This is a genomic window from Mesorhizobium sp. INR15, from assembly GCF_015500075.1.
Lineage (GTDB): Bacteria > Pseudomonadota > Alphaproteobacteria > Rhizobiales > Rhizobiaceae > Mesorhizobium.
Genome location: NZ_CP045496.1, coordinates 4,422,373 through 4,440,836, shown reverse-complemented (window position 1 = coordinate 4,440,836; position 18,464 = coordinate 4,422,373). Strand labels below are relative to the sequence as shown.

Genomic DNA, 18,464 nt, shown 5'->3' with positions numbered 1-18,464 from the left:
AGATCCAGCACAGGCTCCCTCAGAGCACGACGTAGGTCATGTCGAGGGGAATGCGATGATCGTCGATAGCCCGTACGCCAGCGATATTTTCAGCCAGAATGAGCGAGGCTTTCCGCTCCTGCTCCGACAGGTAAGCTCCCCAAAAGGTGACCACGCCGTTGGTCACGGTTACGTCCGAACTTCCGGTCGAGGGCCATGATTCGGAGCGCAAGGCGTCGACGATCTCGAGCCTGATACTGCTGTCGTCATGCCAGGTCGGAGCGCGCCAACCTTTCCTGGCAACAACAAGGGCCCGCACCAGATTGGCGCGACTGACGATCCCCACCACCTGGCCGTCGCGGAGCACCGGAACACGCTTGATCCGATTGTGTTCAAGCAGGGTTGCGATCTCGGCGACTGGTGTACTCTCGACCACCGTCGCGACCGGCTGTGTCATGACGTCGATCACATGCTCGGAATGAGACTTGACATAGACTTCCGCCTGGACCGCGTTGTTGGAAAAAAAATGACTCCACCAGGAACGGCCCTGTGGCGCGGTACCGATCTCCGCCCGGCGGATCAGATCTCCTTCACTGACAATGCCCAGCAGCGCACCTCGATCAATCACCGGCACCGCGCTGATCCCGTGCGACAGAAGAACATCGGCGACCTCATCCACCGTACTGTCCGGCTCTACGGAAATGACCGGTGACGTCATGACGTCCTTGGCGATCAGCATTTCGGTCTCCTTCACCTGCCTGCAGGCGACAGGAACGGCGGCAAGGTCGTTCCAGAGGCTTGCCCATTGCCAGCATGGAGGTGGATCGCGCGATAGAACTGCCTTGCATGGAAAGCATAGGCTTCCAGATTGGCTGGATCGCCAGCGAACAGCCCCATGTCCTCGGCTTTCCAGAAGAACCAGGGAGCGGGCAAACCGGGCTCGAGCGCCTTCACGGCAATAGCCGCAACCAATGGCAGGCCTTTGTCCGCATCGTCGTCCATCAGTTCTTCGAGGGCATCCCGGATCACGCCTGTCGCGTGTGAACCAACCATGCTCTCAGCCAGTCTTGCATAGGTGATCGGCAGCCGGGTCTGTGCTTGCAGGAGCAGTTCTTCGCGCAGCCGTATCTTGAGGGTATTGTCATCCGAAGGAGTGATTGGGCCGCGGCCATCTACGTCGAGGCGGTCGGCAGATACCATTCGCCCGACCACATGACGCTGAAGGTCCCTGCCGGAAAGTATTCTGCCGAAATCGTGTTCAAGCCTGTCCATTATCATCGTCGCCGACCCAAAGGTGCCCTTCGCGCGATATCGCCAAGAGCTCCGCCTGGCTTGAGATCTGCTGGCTGGCACCCAATCTGTCAATTTCGCTACGCACGAGCTTCACTCATCCTTATCTGCAAGACCAACGAAATTTATTGCCGCTTTAGCACAATTATTTTGCATCAGAATTTAGTTTGCGGCGCGTAGCTCAGCCCTTCCCTTTTCGAACACGATATGCATTTTTGATTGGGTTAAGCCATCGCGCCCCGGAATGTTCTGGCTCTCAGCAAGCGGCGATTTCGGCCCCGAAAGCGGTAGCAGGAGATTTTACGATGATCACTGGTGCTCAATGCCGTGCCGCTCGCGCGCTGGTCGAATGGACCCGTGACAAGCTCTCCGGCAATTCACGCGTGGATGCGTTGGTCATCGAGGAATTCGAGCGTCGGATCAGCGTTCCCAACCAGGTTGTCTGCGACACGTTGCAAACCGCGCTTGAAAACGCCGGCGCCGTTTTCATCGTCGAGAATGGCGGCGGTATCGGCGTTCGCCTGAAACTCAACCGCTCGGAAGTCAAGCGGATCGGCGTTCTGGAGAATGAAGGCGGCATTGTCGGTATAGATGCCGTTCCATAGGCCCAAGGTCTTCAGTTCTCAAAGAACTCACGGTCACAGCCCGTCGCTGGACAATTCAGAACCCGGATGGTTGCATGACGATTATGTGGGGTGATCTCACCGACGAGGAGCAGACCGCGCTTAAGCGCATGAATCGCGGACCCTACCCGGCTCTGTCGAAAGCATTGGCCGAACGCCTTGTATTCCTAGGGCTGGCGGAAGAGAGATCGCGCGGAACCGGGATAAACAGGACGGGAAGAGAACTTGTGATAGCCACCTTGCTTAGCGCAAGCCGCGACTAGGCCTGCGTCGAACGGACTGAATCACATCTGGCGACAGGTGCCGCTGACCGCGTGCCGGAAGCAGTCGAACGCCATCTTTCGTCAGACTCCGCAGCGGCGACTGCACCGCATAGTGCGTGCCGATGTACTCGAATCCTTGATCGGTGTCGGTGGACTCTCCAAGCTGCTCCTGCCTCGAGTTGAGTGGTCCTCGCAACGCTGATGTTGACCAGCGTGCTGACGATGGCGTCCTCTCGCTTGCACGTCGGCACAAGCCCGGCCCACATTTTCATACGCTCTTCCGCCTTCTTCTGATGGGGGTAAACGTCTGTCATGCAGGCGATACTGATCGCACCATTCGTGACTGTCACGACACCAGTCCGCCTATGCTCTTGGCGCGCGCGGCGCTTTACCGGACCGCAGGGAGGGCAATGGATGGCGTCCCGCCATTCGAGGAGGCTGCGGATTCCAGGACGAACAACGACGATCATCTAACGCATAGGCCTCGATCAACGTCGGATGGGTGGCACCGCAAAAACGTCCACGTCGACCGATCGCAGAATACTTTCTGCTACGCTCCCCAGCAGCACCTTGATGAGGCCCGAACGGCCATGCGTTCCGATCACCAGAAGATCGGGCGTCACCTCCTTGATCGCCTCCATTATCGCTTCGACGGGGCTTCCTTCCTTGATACGCAGTGACCAGTTGTCGACGCCAAAATCGTTCGCTTCCAGAAACGCGACCAGTTCCCTGCCCACCTGCAAACGTTCTGTCGCCACGTAGCGCGCTATCTCGTCCTTGCCTATTCCAGCATTTGACATTTTTCCCTTGGCGAACGCATCGAAACCATGGACCAGCGAAAGACTGGCGTCGCCTATCAGCCCAGTTTCCCTCGCCGTCCTGATTGCGCGCGCGGATGGCTTGGACATGTCCACAGCGGCCATCACCTTTTTGTATGACTGCTCTACCTCTGCATTCACCATGAGTACCGGGCATGGGCCGGTACGGATTACACGTTCGATGGTCGTTCCGACAAAAATATCGCGTAGCAATTGCTTGCGATGCGCGCCCATCACAATGAGATCGATCGAACGCGCCTCGGCCGCCTTCAGAAGGCCGTCGAACGGATCGCCGGCGACAACCGCGAAACTACACTGAAGTCCCTGCAGTTCGGCGATCGAGGCCATTTGTTCTTCAAGATATCTCTGCGCCTCGCGTCTTTCGAGGTCGAGCATGTCTGAGGGTTGGTCATTGTCGACGACATGGACGAGTGTGAGTTCCGCGCTGACCTCCCGGGCCAAAAGGCCGGCTCGCCGCAATGCTCGCTGTGAACGGGTGGAAAAATCTGTCGCCGCAAGGATTTTCATTGTCAGTTCCCTGTTTTTCGTTGGCGCGGTTGTAACTCCGCCGGCAGATTTTGGGACCGGTAGTGATCTCAGTCGATGAGGCTCACGCCTATCCAGCGTGGCATCCTAGGCGGCTGCTCCACCAAGCTGCAAGCGCCGCTGCCCGAATCAGGACGTTGTCGAGATTCCTCTGGAAGTGATCAATCGGCTGGCATCAGGGTTCCGGTTGCCTTGACTTCGCGGATTCCTTCACCAACTATAGGCTTATGTACACCGCCGCCAAAATCCGTCGCGATTTTCTTTTCCGGGTTTGCCCCATAGCGGGATCGTAACCCCCGGCTCGGCTGCCATGCGCGCCCCAGGCCGAGGGGTGAACATGTAAATCGACATGTGACATTGGCGCAGGGTCGCATCAATCCCTGTAGCATCGGCGCATTCAGCTACAAATTTCCGTCGCACTGACAACCGTCGACGATCCCTCAGCGGGTCCAGGGCGGGGGCAGAAACATGAGTATTCAAATGCAAGACAACAAGAAAACCCGGCGCAAGCCGAACATCCACATCTCTCAGTCGGACCACGCACGTTTGTCGCTCCTCGCGAACACCGTTGCCGCCCGGAATCCGGAGGCTTCCGATGAACTGCTCGCCGAACTCGAGCGCGCGCGTATCGTCTCCGACGGTTGGGTCTCCGCCGGCACTGTCCGGATGGGGTCGACCGTGACGTTCAAGCCCGATACCGGCGATCGAAAAACCATCACGCTGGTTTTTCCTGGCGATGCGGATATCTCCGAAGGCAAGGTTTCGATCCTCACGCCGATTGGCACGGCCCTGATCGGCCTCTCGGCTGGGCAGTCGATAACGTGGACCGCACGGGACGGTCGCCGGCACGAATTGTTGGTGGTTGCCGTGAGCCAGCCCGCTCCGAAAGGCTGTACACACGCTCGGCCCGCACCAGCGCCTCAGACGATTGCGGCGGCCGTCTAGGCATGGGCATTTCCATGCGTCTCCTCAATCACGCAGGCAGCCCGATCGCGGGAGTGTGACCCCTGCGCCGGCCTATCCTGGTCCGGCACAGGGGAGCTTTCCAGACCCGATCAATTGCTTGACGCCGGATCCTTGCACAGGACCGGCTGGAGATGCGCGATGCCCAATATCGATAGCTGCCAACTGACCACCAAGGACTACACGGTTCTTGAAGTGATGCAGGAGCGCCGCCCTGGCGGCGATACTTTCTCGGCTATCCTTCAGCGGAAGATTTCGAACGCGGTTGTAATGTTTCGGGAAGACATCCCGGCAACCGTCGTGACACTCAGCACCCGCGTGGCTTATCGGGCAAACGACGGCCCTGCCGAAACCCGCATCGTCGCACATGACGAGATGCGCGGTCTGGTTGGCATGCTTTTGCCTATCACCAACCCGCGCGGCCTGGCGCTGCTTGGTCTGGCCGAAGGTCAGTCCATGTCCATTCCAAGCGCGGACGGCGGCCTTGAAACGATGACCGTGCATGAGGTGGTCTATCAGCCAGAAGCCGCAAGGCGCGAGAGATTGAAGCTGACGGGGAATGCAGCGTCGGGCTCATGGCGGCAGGGCGAACCGGTTCTGCGCGTCGTCCATCGTCCCGATGAACTGCAGGACAAAGCGGAGAACAAGGTCATGGCAGCCTTCGATACCGGGTTCGACGACCCGGGTCCGTCGGCCGCCTGAGGGCTCGACTATCCCGAAAGCTGTGAAGGCGGATAGACAAGCGTTCCGTCGGGCCGTGCCTTCACACCGTCGGTGAGTCTTGCCGGCTCGACCTTGTCATGGCTCATCAGATGAAAAACGGACTCGCCGCGGCTGATCAGGTAGTCCGCGACGATCCTTCTGTGATAGCGCCACGAGAGCGTTTCCGAGCACATTATGGCGCACCGCCGCTGCCTGCCGAGAGACACAAGCCGGTTCAGGCCATCAAGAAACTCCGCCGACAGCGCATAGTCGGCGTAGTTGTGAAAACTCTGGTTTGCCGAGAATGCATTGAGCGTCGGTGGAATGTCGTGCGCCTTGCCGCGCAGGCCGCCGAGCTCTGCAATGTGCTCATATCCGATCCCGAACGCCGCCAAGCTTTCCGGAAGTACCTCGCTGTTGAACTGCGGGTTCGCCCGCGATCGCTGGATGGTCCTTATATCGACCACCAGGGCGATCTCTCCGAACCGCAGCAGGGCGACGAATTCGGCAATCGACCGGGTCGAGTGACCGATGATGTGGAACGGGTAAGGCATGTTCGGTCAATCCGTGGCGATCCATCCTTCCAGTCACGCAAACCATGGCTTCGCGCCTGGAGGGACGATCATTTCACAACTTGCTTCAATCCGCGTAGCGCCTCCTGCACATCGGCTCGCGACTCGCCAGCTTCCGGATAGACTGCATAGGCCGGATAGGTGAATTCCAGCGCGCCTTCTACCACCTCCAACTGCCCCGCCTCGATATGGGGAGCTGCCGCGCCTCTGCGGAAATAACCCATTCCGCCGGCGCGCAGGATATAGCTCAGCCCAAGCGGGCCAAGGCCGACCATCAATCCTGGCTCGCCGAAGGCTGAGGCACTGGCACCATGCTGGGCCGCAAACAGCGGCCCCCAGTCGACATAGACATAGTCCTTCGAGCCGACCGGTTCCCCGTTTCTGTCGGTGGTCCGAACCAGGACGAGTTGCTCCTCGACGAGAAGCTCTACCCTGAAACCCGGCAGCAGCTTCGGCGCATAGAGCACCGCAATGTCCAGAACGCCGGTCCTGAGCTGCTCGAGGAGTTGGTCCGGCACGCCGACCTGGGCATGGATGGCGATTTCCGGCCGGGCCTTCTTCATCCAGACAAGCCAGTCAAGCAACAACGGATTCCAGAGGCTTAATTCACCGCCCAATGCGACGACGCTCGTCCTACCCGAAGGGATAGCGAGCTGGTGTCGTGCGCGTTCCCAGATCTGGACGAACGACTGCGCAAACCGTTCGAATTCCCGGCCGGCCGGCGTCAATTGCGCACCGTTGCGGTTCCGGATGAACAGCTGACGTCCGAGCTCTTCCTCCAGCGTGCGTATCCGTGCGCTTACCGTGGTCTGGGTGACGTGGAGCCGGTCGGCTGCCCTGAGGAAACTGCCGGAATGAACTATTTCCAGAAATGTGCGTGCGCGGTCGATGTCCATCACAATCCCAACGTTCAATGCAATAATATTGCATCAATACAGCATTTAATTCCATTTGCCTTCCTGTTTCGTCAAGCGCAGCTTTTGCGGCGGATGTGCTGCGCTTCAACCGCCCAGCCAGCGCAGAACGGAGTTTTAGAGATGGCCGATGAGAAAGATGTCGATGGCGAATTAAGGCAATTTGCTTCTCCGCCCTGCTCCATGCACGAACTCATGCCCGAATTTGGGATGCTGGCGATCCACTCCGACGGCTGGAGTGACGTCGCATGCTGGCGCAAGACAGAGCGGCAGAGATTAATCGAGGAGCGCCTCGCCATTGACGTCGAGGAGAGAAAGGCTCGTTCGGAAAAGATCGCATCCGCCCTGGACCGGACGATAGGCAAGACCAGCGGGCGGATCATCAGCACATATTGGCCGTTCCGCGGCGAGCCCGACCTTCGCAACTGGGCAATAAGTGTGATCAAGCGCGGCGGGCGGATAGCGCTTCCCGTCGTCATCAAGAAAGGGTGGCCGCTGGAGTTCCGTGTCTGGGCGCCGGGCGACCCCCTGGAACGCGGCGTCTGGAACATTCTTGTCCCCTCCCGCGGACCTTCGGTCCAGCCCAATGTGGTGATTGCGCCGGTCGTCGGCTTCGACGAGGCGAGATACCGCCTGGGCTATGGCGGCGGCTTCTTTGACCGGACTCTGGCCGCGATGCCAAAGAAACCCTTCGTCGTCGGCGTAGGTTACGGACAGGCCAAAATCCGCACGATCTACCCGCAGCCGCACGACATCCCCATGGACACGATCGTCACCGATGCATGAACGACACAGGCAAGGTCTGGTTCTTCAATTGTGACGACGGCCGTCAAACTGCCCTCCGTCACTTAACCGGACCTCCTGGCAGGAAGCAGGGAAAAGACATGCTGGATTCCACAACCGCATTGGATGATCACAAGCCCCGGTTTCTCGTCAGGTGGCTGTTCTCCACCAACCACAAGGATATCGGGACGCTCTACCTGCTGTTCTCGATCATGGCGGGGGTCTTCGGTACCGCGCTTTCCGTGTTGATCCGCATGGAGTTGCAGGAACCAGGTTTGCAGATATTTGGCGATCCGGGTGTCTACAACGTCGTCGTCAGCGCACATGGGCTGGTCATGATCTTTTTCGTCCTCATGCCGGCGCTGATCGGTGGTTTCGGCAATTGGATGGTACCGATCATGATCGGCGCGCCCGACATGGCTTTTCCGCGCTTGAACAATATTTCTTTCTGGCTCCTGGTGATGTCGTTTATCCTCTTCATCACCTCGATGTTCGTTCCAGGAGCGCCCGGCACGCTCGGTCATGGCGGCGGCTGGACGCTTTATCCCCCCTATTCGACCGATGGCCAACCCGGCCCCGCTGTCGACCTCGTCATCCTGTCGATCCACCTTTCGGGCGCCTCCTCGATCCTCGGCGCCATCAACTTCATCACCACCATCTTCAACATGCGGGCACCTGGCATGACGATGCACAAGATGCCTCTGTTCGCCTGGTCGATGTTGGTGACGGCCTTCATGCTTCTGATGTCGCTGCCGGTGCTCGCCGGCGCGGTGACCATGCTTTTGACCGACCGCAATTTTGGAACGACCTTCTTTTCGCCATCCGGCGGCGGCGATCCGATCCTTTACCAGCATCTGTTCTGGTTCTTCGGTCATCCCGAAGTCTACATCATGATCCTACCCGGTTTCGGCATCATCAGCCACGTCATCTCGACCTTCGCCAAGAAGCCGATCTTCGGCTATCTCGGCATGGCCTATGCGATGGTGGCTATCGGCGCGATTGGCTTTGTCGTCTGGGCCCATCATATGTATACGTGCGGATTCCGACGAAACCGGCCACTGATTCCGATCAATCACCGGCCACCCATTCCGATTTCATTCCGGCCGGATTCCGATTTGAAGCCGGCCACCTTTGGAGATCACCTGGGTCGTTGTTGAGGTTTGGTTCGAGTTTCGTTTCGGGTCAAGCCTGAAGGGTTTGCGATGTGGCGATGGCGCGATGTTTTCGCATGCTCTCTCCGGTCAGTTCGATGCGGTAGGCATTGTGGACGAGGCGATCGAGGATGGCGTCGGCGATGGTGGGATTTCCGATGATCTCGTACCAACGATCGACGGGCACCTGGCTGGTGACGATGGTGGAACGCCGCTCGTAGCGGTCCTCGATGATCTCGAGGAGGTCACGGCGCTGATCGTCGGTCAGCTTTTCGGGCCCCCAGTCGTCCAGAATGAGCAGGTCGGTCCTGGCCAGCGCCTTCAACATCCTGGCGTATCGGCCGTCGCCCCTTGCCAGGGCAAGCTCGGCAAAGAGCCGTGGGGCGCGATGATATGCGACGGAGAAGTCCTCCCGGCAAGCCTTGTGGCCGAGGGCACAGGCAAGCCAGCTCTTTCCGACACCGGCCGGGCCGGTCAACAGGAGCCCATGACGCTGTCGGATCCAGTCGCAGCTTGCGAGTTTGAGGAACAGGGAACGATCGAGACCGCGTTCGGCACGGAAGTCGGTATCCTCGACCTGCGCGTCATGGCGTAGCCGGGCCGCGCGGGCACGGGCCTCGAAGCGCTTCTGTCGCCGTAGCGTCGCTTCCTGCTCGAGCAGGATGGCGAGCCACTCGCCGTGATCGAGGGCACGGGCTTCCGTCTGGGCGTCGAGATCCTGGAAGCTTTTGGCCATGCCGTGCAGGCCGAGATCGCGTAGCATGTCGAGGGTGGGATGGGTCAGCATGATCTTGTCTTTCCTCAATGGAAGTAGCCGGGACCACGCAGATTGGCGTGATCGATGATGGCGCCGGGACCGGCAGCAGGCCGGGCGGCTTTGTGGTTGGTGATGAGGGCTGCAATGCTCTTGCAGGTCAGTCCGCCGATCTCGACGGCGCGGGCTGAGATGGCCTCGGCGCGCTCACGATCGAGATCTCGATAAAGGCGCAAGATGCCCAGGCATGTCCGGAAGCCCTGTTCGGGATGCGGTCGGTTCGCCAGAATGGCGATGATCAGCCCCTCGGTCTGCGGCCCTATGGAAGCAGCCCATCGCCGGAAGCGGTCCGGTGTCCACTCGGCATATCGTCGGTGGGAGCTGGGCATATGCTCGGGGTTGGTGCCGTAGCGCCGCCCGCCATATCGGCGCTGGTGAACGGCGACGCGCTTGCCGCGGTGGAATATCTCGATTGTTCTGCTTGTCGCACGGATGTCGACCTGCTGGCGGATGAGGCCATGGGGCACGGAATAGAAGAAGCTCTTGAACTCGACGTGATAGTCAGTGGCGACGCGGGCAATGCGCCATTCGGCAAACTCGTAATCCTGTGCTGGCAGGCTTGCCAGTGCAGGCCGTTCCACGGTCTCGAAGAGATGGCGACGGCTGACGCCAAGGCGACGCATGACATGGTCGTTGATGCGATCCAGCGCCCCGGCGATCGCCGCATTGGCCTCGGCCAGCGAGAAGAAGGTCTGCCGCCGCAGCCGACCCAGAATGCAGGTCTGGGCAAAGCGAACCCCGTTCTCGACCTTCGCCTTGTCCTTCGGGCGTCGTGGCCGGGCTGGCAGAACGCCGACGCCATAGTGCGAGGCCATCATGCCGTAGCTGCGGTTGATCTCCGGGTCGTAGAAGGAGGCATGGTTGACGCCGGACTTCAGGTTGTCCGGCACGATCAGGCGCGGAACACCGCCGAAGAAGTTGAACATGCGCACATGTGCGCCAATCCAATCCGGCAGCGCTTGCGTCCAGGTCGCTTCCGCATAGGTGAATCCCGACGCCCCGAGGACGGCAACGAAGATCTCCGCCTCGCGGATCTCGCCGGTCAGCGGATCGACAATACTGATCTTCTTGCCGGAATAATCCACGAAGACCTTGTCGCCGGCGACATGCTCCTGCCGCATGGTCGGTGACAGCCGCTTCTCGAAGCCACGGAACAGGTCGCAGAAGCGGCTGTAGCCGTAGCCGCCGGGGTGAACGGCGCGATACTCCTCCCACAGGATCATCAGCGTGACGCCCGGCTTCTTCAGCTCCAGCGCCAGTTGCGCCCAGTTCGGCTCAGGAAGCCGGCGCAGGCCCTGCTTCACCCCGGCCCGGGCAAACAGCCGGTGCTCCAGTGCGTCGTCGGTCAGGTCACCCGGCAGCGGCCAGCTCAGTTTCGCCGCTGCCGCTCGCTTCAAATTATCCTGCACAGTGCTGCGCGCTATGCCCAGTCTCTGCGCAATCTCGCGGGCGCTCGTTCCGTCGCCGGCAAGCCGTAGCATTTGTCGTAAGTGTCTCATGGTCAGCCTTCTCTTTGCCGGCATCACGCGTCCCTCGTTCAAAAGGACCGTCATGCCAAAGTTGCTGACCCAGATGTGTTCTCTTTAGCCCCGTTAAAGTGGCCGGATATTGATCGGAATCGTGGCCGGCTTCATTCCGGAATGGTGGCCGGCTTCACGTTGGAATACCCGGCCGGATAACGTCGGAATCCACAGTATACGACCGGCCTGTCCGTGGACACCCTGCGGTACTTCTCATTTGCCTCGATGGTCATCGCCGTTCCAACCGGCGTAAAGGTGTTTTCCTGGCTGGCGACCATGTGGGGAGGATCGATCGAGTTCAAGACGCCGATGCTATGGGCTCTCGGCTTCGTCCTGCTCTTCACCATCGGCGGCGTCACCGGAATCATGGTCGCAAGCCCAGGCATCGACCGCTCGCTGCACGACACCTATTTTGTGATCGCCCACTTCCACTATGTGCTGTCTTTGGGCGCGGTCTTCGCCATCTTCGCCGGCTTCTATTACTGGTTCCCGAAGATGACCGGCTACATGTACAGCGAGACACTGGGCAAGCTGCATTTCTGGCTGATGTTCGTCGGCGTCAACCTCGTCTTCTTCCCGCAGCATTTTCTGGGCATGGCCGGCATGCCACGCCGCTACGCGGACTACCCCGACGCTTTCGCTGGCTGGAACTTCATCTCGTCGATCGGGTCCTACATTTCAACGACCGGACTTGTCGTCTTCTTCATCACGGTGGCGGAGGCTTTCAGCCGCAGACGCCAGGCCGGCGCCAATCCATGGGGCGAAGGGGCGACCACGCTCGAATGGCAACTGCCGTCGCCACCGCCCTTCCATCAGTGGGAAAAGCTTCCGCGCATTCGTTAGCATTCCCCTCCGGTTCCAAATCGGCTTCTGCTGTCAATTCGACATTTGTCGGGAGAGCGTCATGGACGAGACCACAAATCCAAACAACCATATCCTGATCCTGGCGATCATCGCGTTTTATTGGGCTTTGATGGGCAGTTGGGGCCAACGCCAGCCACGCTCAGGCGACGACAAGGCCAAACAAAAGGATGCGCAGACAGATCAACCGGCCGGCAGGGTCGAAGGCATCTCTTCCCCGGATGCTCCCCTGAATGCGACGCAAGTCATCGATCCGGATTTCGACCCCGCCAAGTTTCTGGCCGGCGCAAAGACCGCGTACGAGATTATCTTGCGGGCCTACGCGGATAACGACTTTCAAGCGCTGAAGCGCTTGGTCGGGCCAGAAGTGCTGGAAGTTTTCGAGCGAGCGAACGCCGACCGCAGGAATCGGGAGGAACGGCTGCAACTGACATTCATAAGCACCAGCGAGGCGAGAGTCGTCAGCGTCCTCAAGGAATGTGGAGCAATTGAGATTGTTGTCCGCTTCGTTTCCGACGTCGTCAGCGTTACACGCTCAGCGAATGGCGCGATCGTCGCCGGCGATCCTCACCAGATCGATGAGGTGATTGATGCGTGGACGTTCGCTTGTGACGCGCGATCACAGAAACGCAATTGGATTTTGATCGCAACAGATAGTGGATAATCAGCTTGCGGCTTCCGGTAGTCCTGCGGGTCAGCAGTCAGGGCCATCTTGTTGGCATCCTGCTTCGCCGAATTTTCGGTGCGACATGCTATCGCGAAATGTGATTCAGCGTCGAACGATTTGAGGAGCGCGGCCGGAGTTTGGCGACAGCACCAGCGTACCAAGGGAGAATGCCATTTCCTGTTCGACAGGCACACCTGCCGAGAAGTTAGCTTGGTTACGGCATATACGTCCATCAACGATAACCAACGCACATGACATAGTCGCGCAACAGCGTCTCCTCTTGTTCGACCTCCTGCATGAGAGCCTCGAGCGCCTCGCGCGCGTTGAGCACCCCGATCGGCCGAGATGCTGCGTCGATGACAGGAATGTTTCTCAGCCGTCGCACCTTCATGATCAACCAGATGTCACGTAACCAATCCGTCGGTCGGCAGATGGTGACATCCTGGGTCATCACCAATGATGCGGCGATCTTGCAGGTGGAACCCTGACATTGGCCTATCTGCCTTACGATATCCGTTTTCGTAATCACGCCTTTCAAAAGCCCATCGGAGCCGCAGACGACGACGAGGTCCGGTGAACCGCCAAGCAGTCGCGCTGCTTCAAGCAAGGGCGCATCATATCCAATCGTGACGAGTCTGTTGCAGGCTGCAGGCATGACTTTATCGACGAGCATCTGGTCGTCCTTTCCTGCCTCCGTCGAAAGGGATATCCAGCATGACCAAGCCCGTCAGGGCGAGCAGCGTGTTACCGCCTGTTCCCGCCATCTTAGCTGGCCGAGCCGAATCTGACCGCGAGGGTCGGTGAACGCGTATGCTGTTCGTGCATTGGCCTGCTCGGATTTGTCCGCTGACGATTCCTGTCGACAGTTCGTACCTTAGGATCAATTCGACAAAAAACGATTGAGCCCATCATTTTCAAGCAGCGAACGGGTAGCGCCGCCGAAAATCCATTCCCTGAATCTGCTGTGGCCGTAGGCGCCGGATACAACCAAATCCGCATGCATTGCATCGGCGACATCAGCGATCACTTGTCCATCGGATTTTTCCGGAAATACTTCCGCCTTCGCCTTTACGCCGTGAAAAGAAAGGTAGGCGACAACAGCGGTCAGGCTATTCCAAGTTTCATCCGTTGCATCATCGTCGATCGTGATCACGCGAACTTCCCGAGCCATTTGCAAAAAGGGCATGGCATCGAAGACGGCACGTCTGGCTTCACGCGTGCTCTTCCACGCGACAAGAGCCTTGTTGGCCACGAAATGTTCCTGGTTGGTCGAAGTGACCAGCACAGGTCGCCCCGCCTGGAGGATCAGATTGCCGATATCTGTGGATCGATGAACGTTCCCAGAAGAGGCGCCCTCGGGCGACGCTGTGACGATTAGATCGGCAACGCGCGCCGTGTCTATCCGCAAGCGGGTCGGATTGCCCACAGCCCCACGCCATTCTGTATCAACAGTTGCGCCAGCGAGGCCTTCGAACTCGCAGCGGAGGTCCTCAATTCGTCGCTCGATGTTCTTCCGCTGGCGCATCATGCTCTCTCCTTCGAAGGCCACTCCTCCTTCCATTACAACAGGCGGGGAAACGTCGGCAGCCGAGAGACCTATCAGGCGCGCATCGAAGCGCTGGGCCAGATCGACACCGAACTTGATAACAGGGGCGACCATACCGTCGATGTCGAGATTGAGAACGATTGACTTGTAGCCCATTGGACCTTTCCTTCCATGGGTTGGAGGCGATGCCGGCTCGGCTATGGAAAACGTCAACAGACGTCCTGCCGCGAAACACGGTTTCACAATGCGGCAACCATTAAGAGCCGGAGGGCCGTCCGCCAACGTTTCAAAAAACTTGATGACGAAAGATCCTTGTAGCTAGAAGTGCGCCGGCGGGCGTGATCGCGAAGGTCGCCGCCCTACTCGAACATGATCCGAGCGGTACCGCTTTTGGCGATCAACATTCTCCGTGCCTCCTGGATCCGCTCAGCCTGCTGTTTGGTGTAGGGACCCATTGGCCGGGTCTTTTCATCGCCGCGACGGACCCGGCAGTACCAGTGGCCGCTGTCCGAGAAGATTTCAACCGAGGTCAGCGTCTCATCGGACGCTTCCCTAGCAACCTCCTTGGCGAACTCGACAATCTTTGAATAGTGGTGAGCGGCAACCGGGCGCAATCCGCCAGTAGTTTCAAGTTCCTGTTGCGTAGTCGACATAATTTCGAACTCCTTTCGCTTACGACGACACACCTCTTCGCTATGCTGGTTGCGCGCTCTCCGGTGCCCGAGAGCGTTTGCTAGGTTGCCATTTGGTGCTCCATTTCCACCTCGGCCTCCAGGCTCTCGATGTCGCGGAAGATCGAAGCGACAGCCAGCGTGCGTCCTTCGCGTTTGAAGCGGAGCAGGCAATCCCTGGCTGCGATGTCTCCATCGACCGCGATCTCATCCCATTGCTCGGCATGGCCGACATAGTTGATGGGAACATCGTAATGCTGGCTCCAGAAGAACGGCACGGCGGCGAATTTCTCGCGATGGCCGAGCATGTTGAGAGCTGCAGTTCGCCCCTGTCTTTCTGCAACCACCCAATGCTCGACCCGAATGTTCTCGCCGCTGTGAGGATCGGGCCACCGCGCAATGTCGCCGGCCGCGAAGACTCCCGAAGCGCTTGTTTCCAGAAAGGCGTTCACGACAACGCCGCGATCGAGGCTGAGCCCAGCCCTTTCGGCGAGCCCGATCCGCGGTCGCACGCCGATGCCGGCCACGACGAAGTCCGACGCCACCGTGCCACCACTGCTGAGTTTCACCTTGCTGCCATCGATATCATTCGCTGTGTCCTCAAGATGAAAAACAACACCGTTCTCCTCATGAAGGGCGCGGATGAAGTCGCCCATCTGTGGACCCAGGATCCGCTCCATAGGCCGCTTATCTGGCGCCACGACATGAACGTCGATGCCGCGCGAGCGCAGGGCCGCCGCAACTTCCAGGCCAATGAAGCTCGCGCCAAGCACAATGGCGCGCCGCGCAGTCGTGGCTCGCTCGATGATCGCCTTGCAGTCTGCGAATGAGCGCAGCGTGTGAACGTGTGGCTGGTCGGCGCCGGGGATGGTTAGGCGAACCGGTTCGGCCCCCGTGGCAAGCAGCAGCCTGTCGTAAGGAATCCTGCCTTGATCCGCGAGGACAACCTCGCGGGAATGCAAGTCGATGTGGACGGCCTTCGTATTGAGACGTATGTCTATGTTGTTTTGTGAATAAAACTTCTCCCCCCGAAGCGGAATCCAATCCTCCGGTGCCTTTCCGGCGAGGTAGTCCTTGGAGAGGTTCGGTCGGTCGAAGGGTGGCGCCTGGTCATCGCTGATCATGACGATGATGCCATTGTAATGCTCGCGCCGCAGTGTTTCGGCCGCCGCGAAACCAGCCGCGCCGCCACCGACAATGACGATTTTCCCAGGTATCTGGCCAGCGCTTCCGTCGCGCGGCTTTGGCGCTGTCCACTTGCGCTTCTCGCCAACGAATATCCGATCGTCGCGCTGTTCCACCGACCAGCAAGCGAGTGGATTGAAGGCAGGGGCGTGCAAGGCCTCGCCTGTGCGCAAATCGAAGCACGCGTGATGCCAGGGACAACGGATAGTATCCCCCACCACAAGACCTTCGACAAGCGGCCCGCCGTAATGTGTGCATGTCGCCGCGGTGGCGAAGACCTTGGTCCCTCGGCGCACCAGCAACACCTGCTCGTCACCGCAATGCCCGACAAGCTTTCCGCCATCGGGAAGGTCGGACAACGCGATGCCCTGGACCAGATCCGGTCCGACTAATTTGGTCTGGCCTTCAGCCATTTTCTTCTCCCTTGGCGATCCTGTGTCAAAATCGCTCGTCCGGCGAAGCGGCAATCCCCACTGCTTCGGGATACCTTCTGCCTGGCTAGTGCGCCTTCAGATTTTCAGCACCACTTGCGCCAAACATTCCGAGCACGTCACGCATTGGGCTGAGTGGTTTTCGCACCCCAGTTTCCCGCCATCCCCGGTATCATGCAAACGAATTTAATCGGTAATTGAGTGCAATTTTTATGATGGCTTCCTCAATGATTCCACAGTGGGCAATTACAGGATCGCTTGCCCCGTCTTACGCCAGTCGGCGAGAAAGGAGGCTAAGCCCTTATCGGTGAGTGGGTGTTTGGCGAGGTTTCTGAGCACCGCCGGTGGCACGGTCGCGATATCGGCGCCTGCGATCGCAGCGTGTTTGACATGGAGAGGGGTGCGCATTGAAGAGGCGAGGATTTGCGTCTTGAAGGATTTGTCGTTGTCGTAGATCGTGCGGATTTCTCGGATCACTTCCATGCCATCCAGCCCGAGATCGTCGAGCCTGCCGACGAACGGCGAAATGAAGGTCGCGCCTGCCTTGGCTGCGAGCAGTGCCTGGTTGGCTGAAAAGCACAGTGTGACATTAACCTTGTGTCCGAGCTGACTGAGCGCCCGGCAAGCCCTGAATCCATCCCAGGTCGACGGCACCTTGACGACCACATTGGCGGCAATGCTTGCCAAACGGTTTCCCTCGGCAATCATGCCATCGAACTGGATCGCCGTGACTTCCGCTGAAACCGGGCCCTCAATTGTCTGGCAAATCTCCTTGATCACATCCCTGATCGGCCGACCGGTCTTTGCGACAAGGGATGGGTTTGTGGTCACCCCATCGACAACGCCAGCGGCGGCAAGCTCGCGAATTTCAGAAATATCGGCTGTATCGACAAAGAACTTCATTGTTTCTCTCCTCAACAGAATGCGCCAATCGATGATTGGATGAGTTTTCTCTGGTTTGGCTCCGGTGAGACGAGTTTGTTGTCGCCGTCGTGATCGCACGCGCTATTCCTTTGAAGCCAGTGGCAGTCCGGGAGCGACGTGACGTCTCTATCGATGTCTCAGCAGAACCTCTTTGAGGACGACGGCATCGTTGTGGGCCTCGTCATGAGCCGAGTATACGAGTGTGACGGCGCCCTCCCGTATCAGGTTGCGCAGTCGGTCGAGTTCATCGCGATGCTCACGGATTTCCGCCGCGTATCGCCGACGGAACTCCTCCCAGCGGGCGGGATCGTGTCCGAACCATTTTCGAAGCTCGGTGCTTGGCGCGAGTTCCTTCATCCAATGGTCGATAGCGGCTTCGGTCTTCCTGACCCCGCGCGGCCAAAGCCGGTCAACCAACACTCGCTTGCCATCGTCGGCGGCAGGGCTCTCATATGCCCGTTTCATTTTTACTCTCTCGTTGAATATCTTTTCGGTCATCGACGTCATGTCCCGTCCGTCTCCGTGTCGTCGACAGCATCGAGAAAGCCGGAGAATTCTTTTCTAAGGATTACCTCGTCGGCTTCATCTGACACGAAAACGAAGATGTCACCGCGATATCGCTCGATCCAGTGATGGCCCGTACCATGACTGCGTAGGTAGTCACCGATCTGATGGATCGTGGAATACCCCAGACCCTGATGCAGGAGAAATTTCATCGAGTTATGCTTTGTAGCCGGGACAGGTCGCCCGCCTGACTCAGGGGCCGACCTTCTGGCCTTGAGCGTTGAACTGTTTCAGATAGGCGATCACGTCGGCGATCTCCTGATCCTTGTTGAGACCGGCGAATGTCATCTTTGTGCCGGGCACCAGTTTGCGCGGCGCGTGCAGATAGATCGTCAGCGTCGGCTCATCCCAGGTCAAACCCGAATTCTTGTTCGCCGCGGAATAACTGTAATCTGGATACACACCAGCCGCTCGGCCGACGACCCCGTTCAAGACCGGACCTGCTCCGTTCTTTGCATCAGGACCGACCATGTGGCAGGCCATGCACCTCTTGAAGACGACGGCGCCGGCTTCGGCATTGCCGGATGACGTGTCCTGCGCATGGGCCGAACCGACTGCAATGAAAATCGCGGTCACCAATCGAAGCATGGTCGATTTCATGTTTGCTTCTTTCTATGGGCTAAGGGCCGATTCCGGCCGAACCGGCCCGCGGCAATATGCTAAGCTTGGTGGATTTC

Annotated in this window: 20 protein-coding genes and 2 pseudogenes; 7 read left to right on the top strand and 15 right to left on the bottom strand. The window is 59.0% G+C overall.

Annotation, left to right across the window (positions count from 1 at the left end; genetic code table 11):
* Positions 1–19: 19 nt before the first annotated feature.
* Entirely contained in the window at positions 20–718 is a 699-nt protein-coding gene (locus GA829_RS21605) for a CBS domain-containing protein (protein ID WP_195174680.1), read from the bottom strand.
* Between the two features lie 11 nt (positions 719–729).
* Positions 730–1,251: a hypothetical protein gene (locus tag GA829_RS21600; protein WP_195174679.1), complete on the bottom strand. Its 522-nt coding sequence runs from the start codon at positions 1,249–1,251 to the stop codon at positions 730–732.
* Positions 1,252–1,574: 323 nt separating this feature from the next.
* Between GA829_RS21600 and GA829_RS21595 the strand changes: the two genes are divergently transcribed.
* Positions 1,575–1,874: an XRE family transcriptional regulator gene (locus tag GA829_RS21595; protein ID WP_195174678.1), complete on the top strand. Its 300-nt coding sequence runs from the start codon at positions 1,575–1,577 to the stop codon at positions 1,872–1,874.
* Between the two features lie 769 nt (positions 1,875–2,643).
* Here the strand turns inward: GA829_RS21595 and GA829_RS21590 are convergent.
* Entirely contained in the window at positions 2,644–3,501 is an 858-nt protein-coding gene (locus GA829_RS21590; protein ID WP_195174677.1) for a universal stress protein, read from the bottom strand.
* 498 nt (positions 3,502–3,999) lie between these two features.
* Between GA829_RS21590 and rnk the strand changes: the two genes are divergently transcribed.
* Entirely contained in the window at positions 4,000–4,464 is a 465-nt protein-coding gene (rnk, locus tag GA829_RS21585; RefSeq protein ID WP_195174676.1) for a nucleoside diphosphate kinase regulator, read from the top strand.
* A gap of 159 nt (positions 4,465–4,623) precedes the next feature.
* Complete coding sequence (locus GA829_RS21580; protein WP_195174675.1) at positions 4,624–5,184, top strand: nucleoside-diphosphate kinase; 561 nt, start codon at positions 4,624–4,626, stop codon at positions 5,182–5,184.
* 8 nt (positions 5,185–5,192) lie between these two features.
* Here GA829_RS21580 and GA829_RS21575 read toward each other — a convergent pair whose 3' ends face one another.
* Positions 5,193–5,738, bottom strand: a complete 546-nt coding sequence (locus GA829_RS21575; protein ID WP_195174674.1) for a DUF488 domain-containing protein — start codon at positions 5,736–5,738, stop codon at positions 5,193–5,195.
* Positions 5,739–5,806: 68 nt separating this feature from the next.
* The gene (locus GA829_RS21570) at positions 5,807–6,652 is read right to left on the bottom strand and encodes a LysR family transcriptional regulator (protein WP_195174673.1); all 846 of its coding nucleotides are present in this window, start codon (positions 6,650–6,652) and stop codon (positions 5,807–5,809) included.
* A gap of 141 nt (positions 6,653–6,793) precedes the next feature.
* Between GA829_RS21570 and GA829_RS21565 the strand changes: the two genes are divergently transcribed.
* Complete coding sequence (locus tag GA829_RS21565; protein WP_195179764.1) at positions 6,794–7,456, top strand: 5-formyltetrahydrofolate cyclo-ligase; 663 nt, start codon at positions 6,794–6,796, stop codon at positions 7,454–7,456.
* 98 nt (positions 7,457–7,554) lie between these two features.
* Positions 7,555–8,493 (top strand): annotated as a pseudogene (locus tag GA829_RS21560) (cbb3-type cytochrome c oxidase subunit I); the annotation flags it as partial.
* Between the two features lie 142 nt (positions 8,494–8,635).
* Here the strand turns inward: GA829_RS21560 and istB are convergent.
* Positions 8,636–9,391 carry an IS21-like element helper ATPase IstB gene (gene istB / locus GA829_RS21555; RefSeq protein WP_195174672.1) on the bottom strand — a complete coding sequence of 252 codons (756 nt, stop codon included), beginning with the start codon at positions 9,389–9,391 and terminating at the stop codon, positions 8,636–8,638.
* A gap of 14 nt (positions 9,392–9,405) precedes the next feature.
* Positions 9,406–10,917, bottom strand: a complete 1,512-nt coding sequence (istA, locus tag GA829_RS21550) for an IS21 family transposase (protein WP_374940361.1) — start codon at positions 10,915–10,917, stop codon at positions 9,406–9,408.
* A gap of 195 nt (positions 10,918–11,112) precedes the next feature.
* On the opposite strand from istA, the pseudogene GA829_RS21545 reads away from it, so the two are divergent.
* Both GA829_RS21545 and GA829_RS21540 read left to right on the top strand, forming a co-directional pair.
* Positions 11,113–11,781 (top strand): annotated as a pseudogene (locus GA829_RS21545) (cbb3-type cytochrome c oxidase subunit I); the annotation flags it as partial.
* Positions 11,782–11,842: 61 nt separating this feature from the next.
* Positions 11,843–12,463, top strand: a complete 621-nt coding sequence (locus tag GA829_RS21540; RefSeq protein WP_195174671.1) for a Tim44/TimA family putative adaptor protein — start codon at positions 11,843–11,845, stop codon at positions 12,461–12,463.
* 235 nt (positions 12,464–12,698) lie between these two features.
* Here the strand turns inward: GA829_RS21540 and GA829_RS21535 are convergent, their stop codons facing one another.
* The 8 genes from GA829_RS21535 to GA829_RS21500 form a co-directional block, all read right to left on the bottom strand.
* Positions 12,699–13,139 (bottom strand): CBS domain-containing protein, encoded by a 441-nt coding sequence (locus GA829_RS21535; RefSeq protein ID WP_195174670.1) that lies wholly within the window; start codon positions 13,137–13,139, stop codon positions 12,699–12,701.
* A 207-nt stretch (positions 13,140–13,346) separates the two neighbouring features.
* Positions 13,347–14,168 (bottom strand): universal stress protein, encoded by an 822-nt coding sequence (locus GA829_RS21530; protein WP_195174669.1) that lies wholly within the window; start codon positions 14,166–14,168, stop codon positions 13,347–13,349.
* A 203-nt stretch (positions 14,169–14,371) separates the two neighbouring features.
* Entirely contained in the window at positions 14,372–14,665 is a 294-nt protein-coding gene (locus GA829_RS21525; RefSeq protein ID WP_195174668.1) for a hypothetical protein, read from the bottom strand.
* 80 nt (positions 14,666–14,745) lie between these two features.
* Positions 14,746–16,281, bottom strand: a complete 1,536-nt coding sequence (locus GA829_RS21520) for an FAD-dependent oxidoreductase (protein WP_195174667.1) — start codon at positions 16,279–16,281, stop codon at positions 14,746–14,748.
* A 264-nt stretch (positions 16,282–16,545) separates the two neighbouring features.
* Positions 16,546–17,202, bottom strand: coding sequence for a fructose-6-phosphate aldolase (fsa, locus tag GA829_RS21515; RefSeq protein WP_195179762.1), 657 nt, complete (start codon positions 17,200–17,202; stop codon positions 16,546–16,548).
* Positions 17,203–17,349: 147 nt separating this feature from the next.
* On the bottom strand, positions 17,350–17,721 hold the full coding sequence (locus GA829_RS21510; protein WP_195179761.1) for a DUF488 domain-containing protein: 372 nt from the start codon (positions 17,719–17,721) through the stop codon (positions 17,350–17,352).
* Positions 17,722–17,726: 5 nt separating this feature from the next.
* Positions 17,727–17,939, bottom strand: a complete 213-nt coding sequence (locus GA829_RS21505) for a hypothetical protein (protein ID WP_195174666.1) — start codon at positions 17,937–17,939, stop codon at positions 17,727–17,729.
* A 40-nt stretch (positions 17,940–17,979) separates the two neighbouring features.
* Positions 17,980–18,387: a c-type cytochrome gene (locus tag GA829_RS21500; RefSeq protein ID WP_195174665.1), complete on the bottom strand. Its 408-nt coding sequence runs from the start codon at positions 18,385–18,387 to the stop codon at positions 17,980–17,982.
* Positions 18,388–18,464: the final 77 nt, after the last annotated feature.

Bases quoted from the DNA above. Each gene is read 5' to 3' on its own strand.
- fsa (WP_195179762.1), bottom strand. From the start codon at position 17,202: ATGAAGTTCTTTGTCGATACAGCCGATATTTCTGAAATTCGCGAGCTT.
- GA829_RS21600 (WP_195174679.1), bottom strand. From the start codon at position 1,251: ATGGACAGGCTTGAACACGATTTCGGCAGAATACTTTCCGGCAGGGAC.
- istB (WP_195174672.1), bottom strand. From the start codon at position 9,391: ATGCTGACCCATCCCACCCTCGACATGCTACGCGATCTCGGCCTGCAC.
- GA829_RS21535 (WP_195174670.1), bottom strand. From the start codon at position 13,139: ATGCTCGTCGATAAAGTCATGCCTGCAGCCTGCAACAGACTCGTCACG.
- GA829_RS21540 (WP_195174671.1), top strand. From the start codon at position 11,843: ATGGACGAGACCACAAATCCAAACAACCATATCCTGATCCTGGCGATC.
- GA829_RS21525 (WP_195174668.1), bottom strand. From the start codon at position 14,665: ATGTCGACTACGCAACAGGAACTTGAAACTACTGGCGGATTGCGCCCG.
- GA829_RS21580 (WP_195174675.1), top strand. From the start codon at position 4,624: ATGCCCAATATCGATAGCTGCCAACTGACCACCAAGGACTACACGGTT.
- GA829_RS21575 (WP_195174674.1), bottom strand. From the start codon at position 5,738: ATGCCTTACCCGTTCCACATCATCGGTCACTCGACCCGGTCGATTGCC.
- GA829_RS21570 (WP_195174673.1), bottom strand. From the start codon at position 6,652: ATGGACATCGACCGCGCACGCACATTTCTGGAAATAGTTCATTCCGGC.
- GA829_RS21605 (WP_195174680.1), bottom strand. From the start codon at position 718: ATGCTGATCGCCAAGGACGTCATGACGTCACCGGTCATTTCCGTAGAG.
- rnk (WP_195174676.1), top strand. From the start codon at position 4,000: ATGCAAGACAACAAGAAAACCCGGCGCAAGCCGAACATCCACATCTCT.
- istA (WP_374940361.1), bottom strand. From the start codon at position 10,917: ATGAGACACTTACGACAAATGCTACGGCTTGCCGGCGACGGAACGAGC.
- GA829_RS21590 (WP_195174677.1), bottom strand. From the start codon at position 3,501: ATGAAAATCCTTGCGGCGACAGATTTTTCCACCCGTTCACAGCGAGCA.
- GA829_RS21510 (WP_195179761.1), bottom strand. From the start codon at position 17,721: ATGACCGAAAAGATATTCAACGAGAGAGTAAAAATGAAACGGGCATAT.
- GA829_RS21505 (WP_195174666.1), bottom strand. From the start codon at position 17,939: ATGAAATTTCTCCTGCATCAGGGTCTGGGGTATTCCACGATCCATCAG.
- GA829_RS21530 (WP_195174669.1), bottom strand. From the start codon at position 14,168: ATGGGCTACAAGTCAATCGTTCTCAATCTCGACATCGACGGTATGGTC.
- GA829_RS21520 (WP_195174667.1), bottom strand. From the start codon at position 16,281: ATGGCTGAAGGCCAGACCAAATTAGTCGGACCGGATCTGGTCCAGGGC.
- GA829_RS21565 (WP_195179764.1), top strand. From the start codon at position 6,794: ATGGCCGATGAGAAAGATGTCGATGGCGAATTAAGGCAATTTGCTTCT.
- GA829_RS21595 (WP_195174678.1), top strand. From the start codon at position 1,575: ATGATCACTGGTGCTCAATGCCGTGCCGCTCGCGCGCTGGTCGAATGG.
- GA829_RS21500 (WP_195174665.1), bottom strand. From the start codon at position 18,387: ATGAAATCGACCATGCTTCGATTGGTGACCGCGATTTTCATTGCAGTC.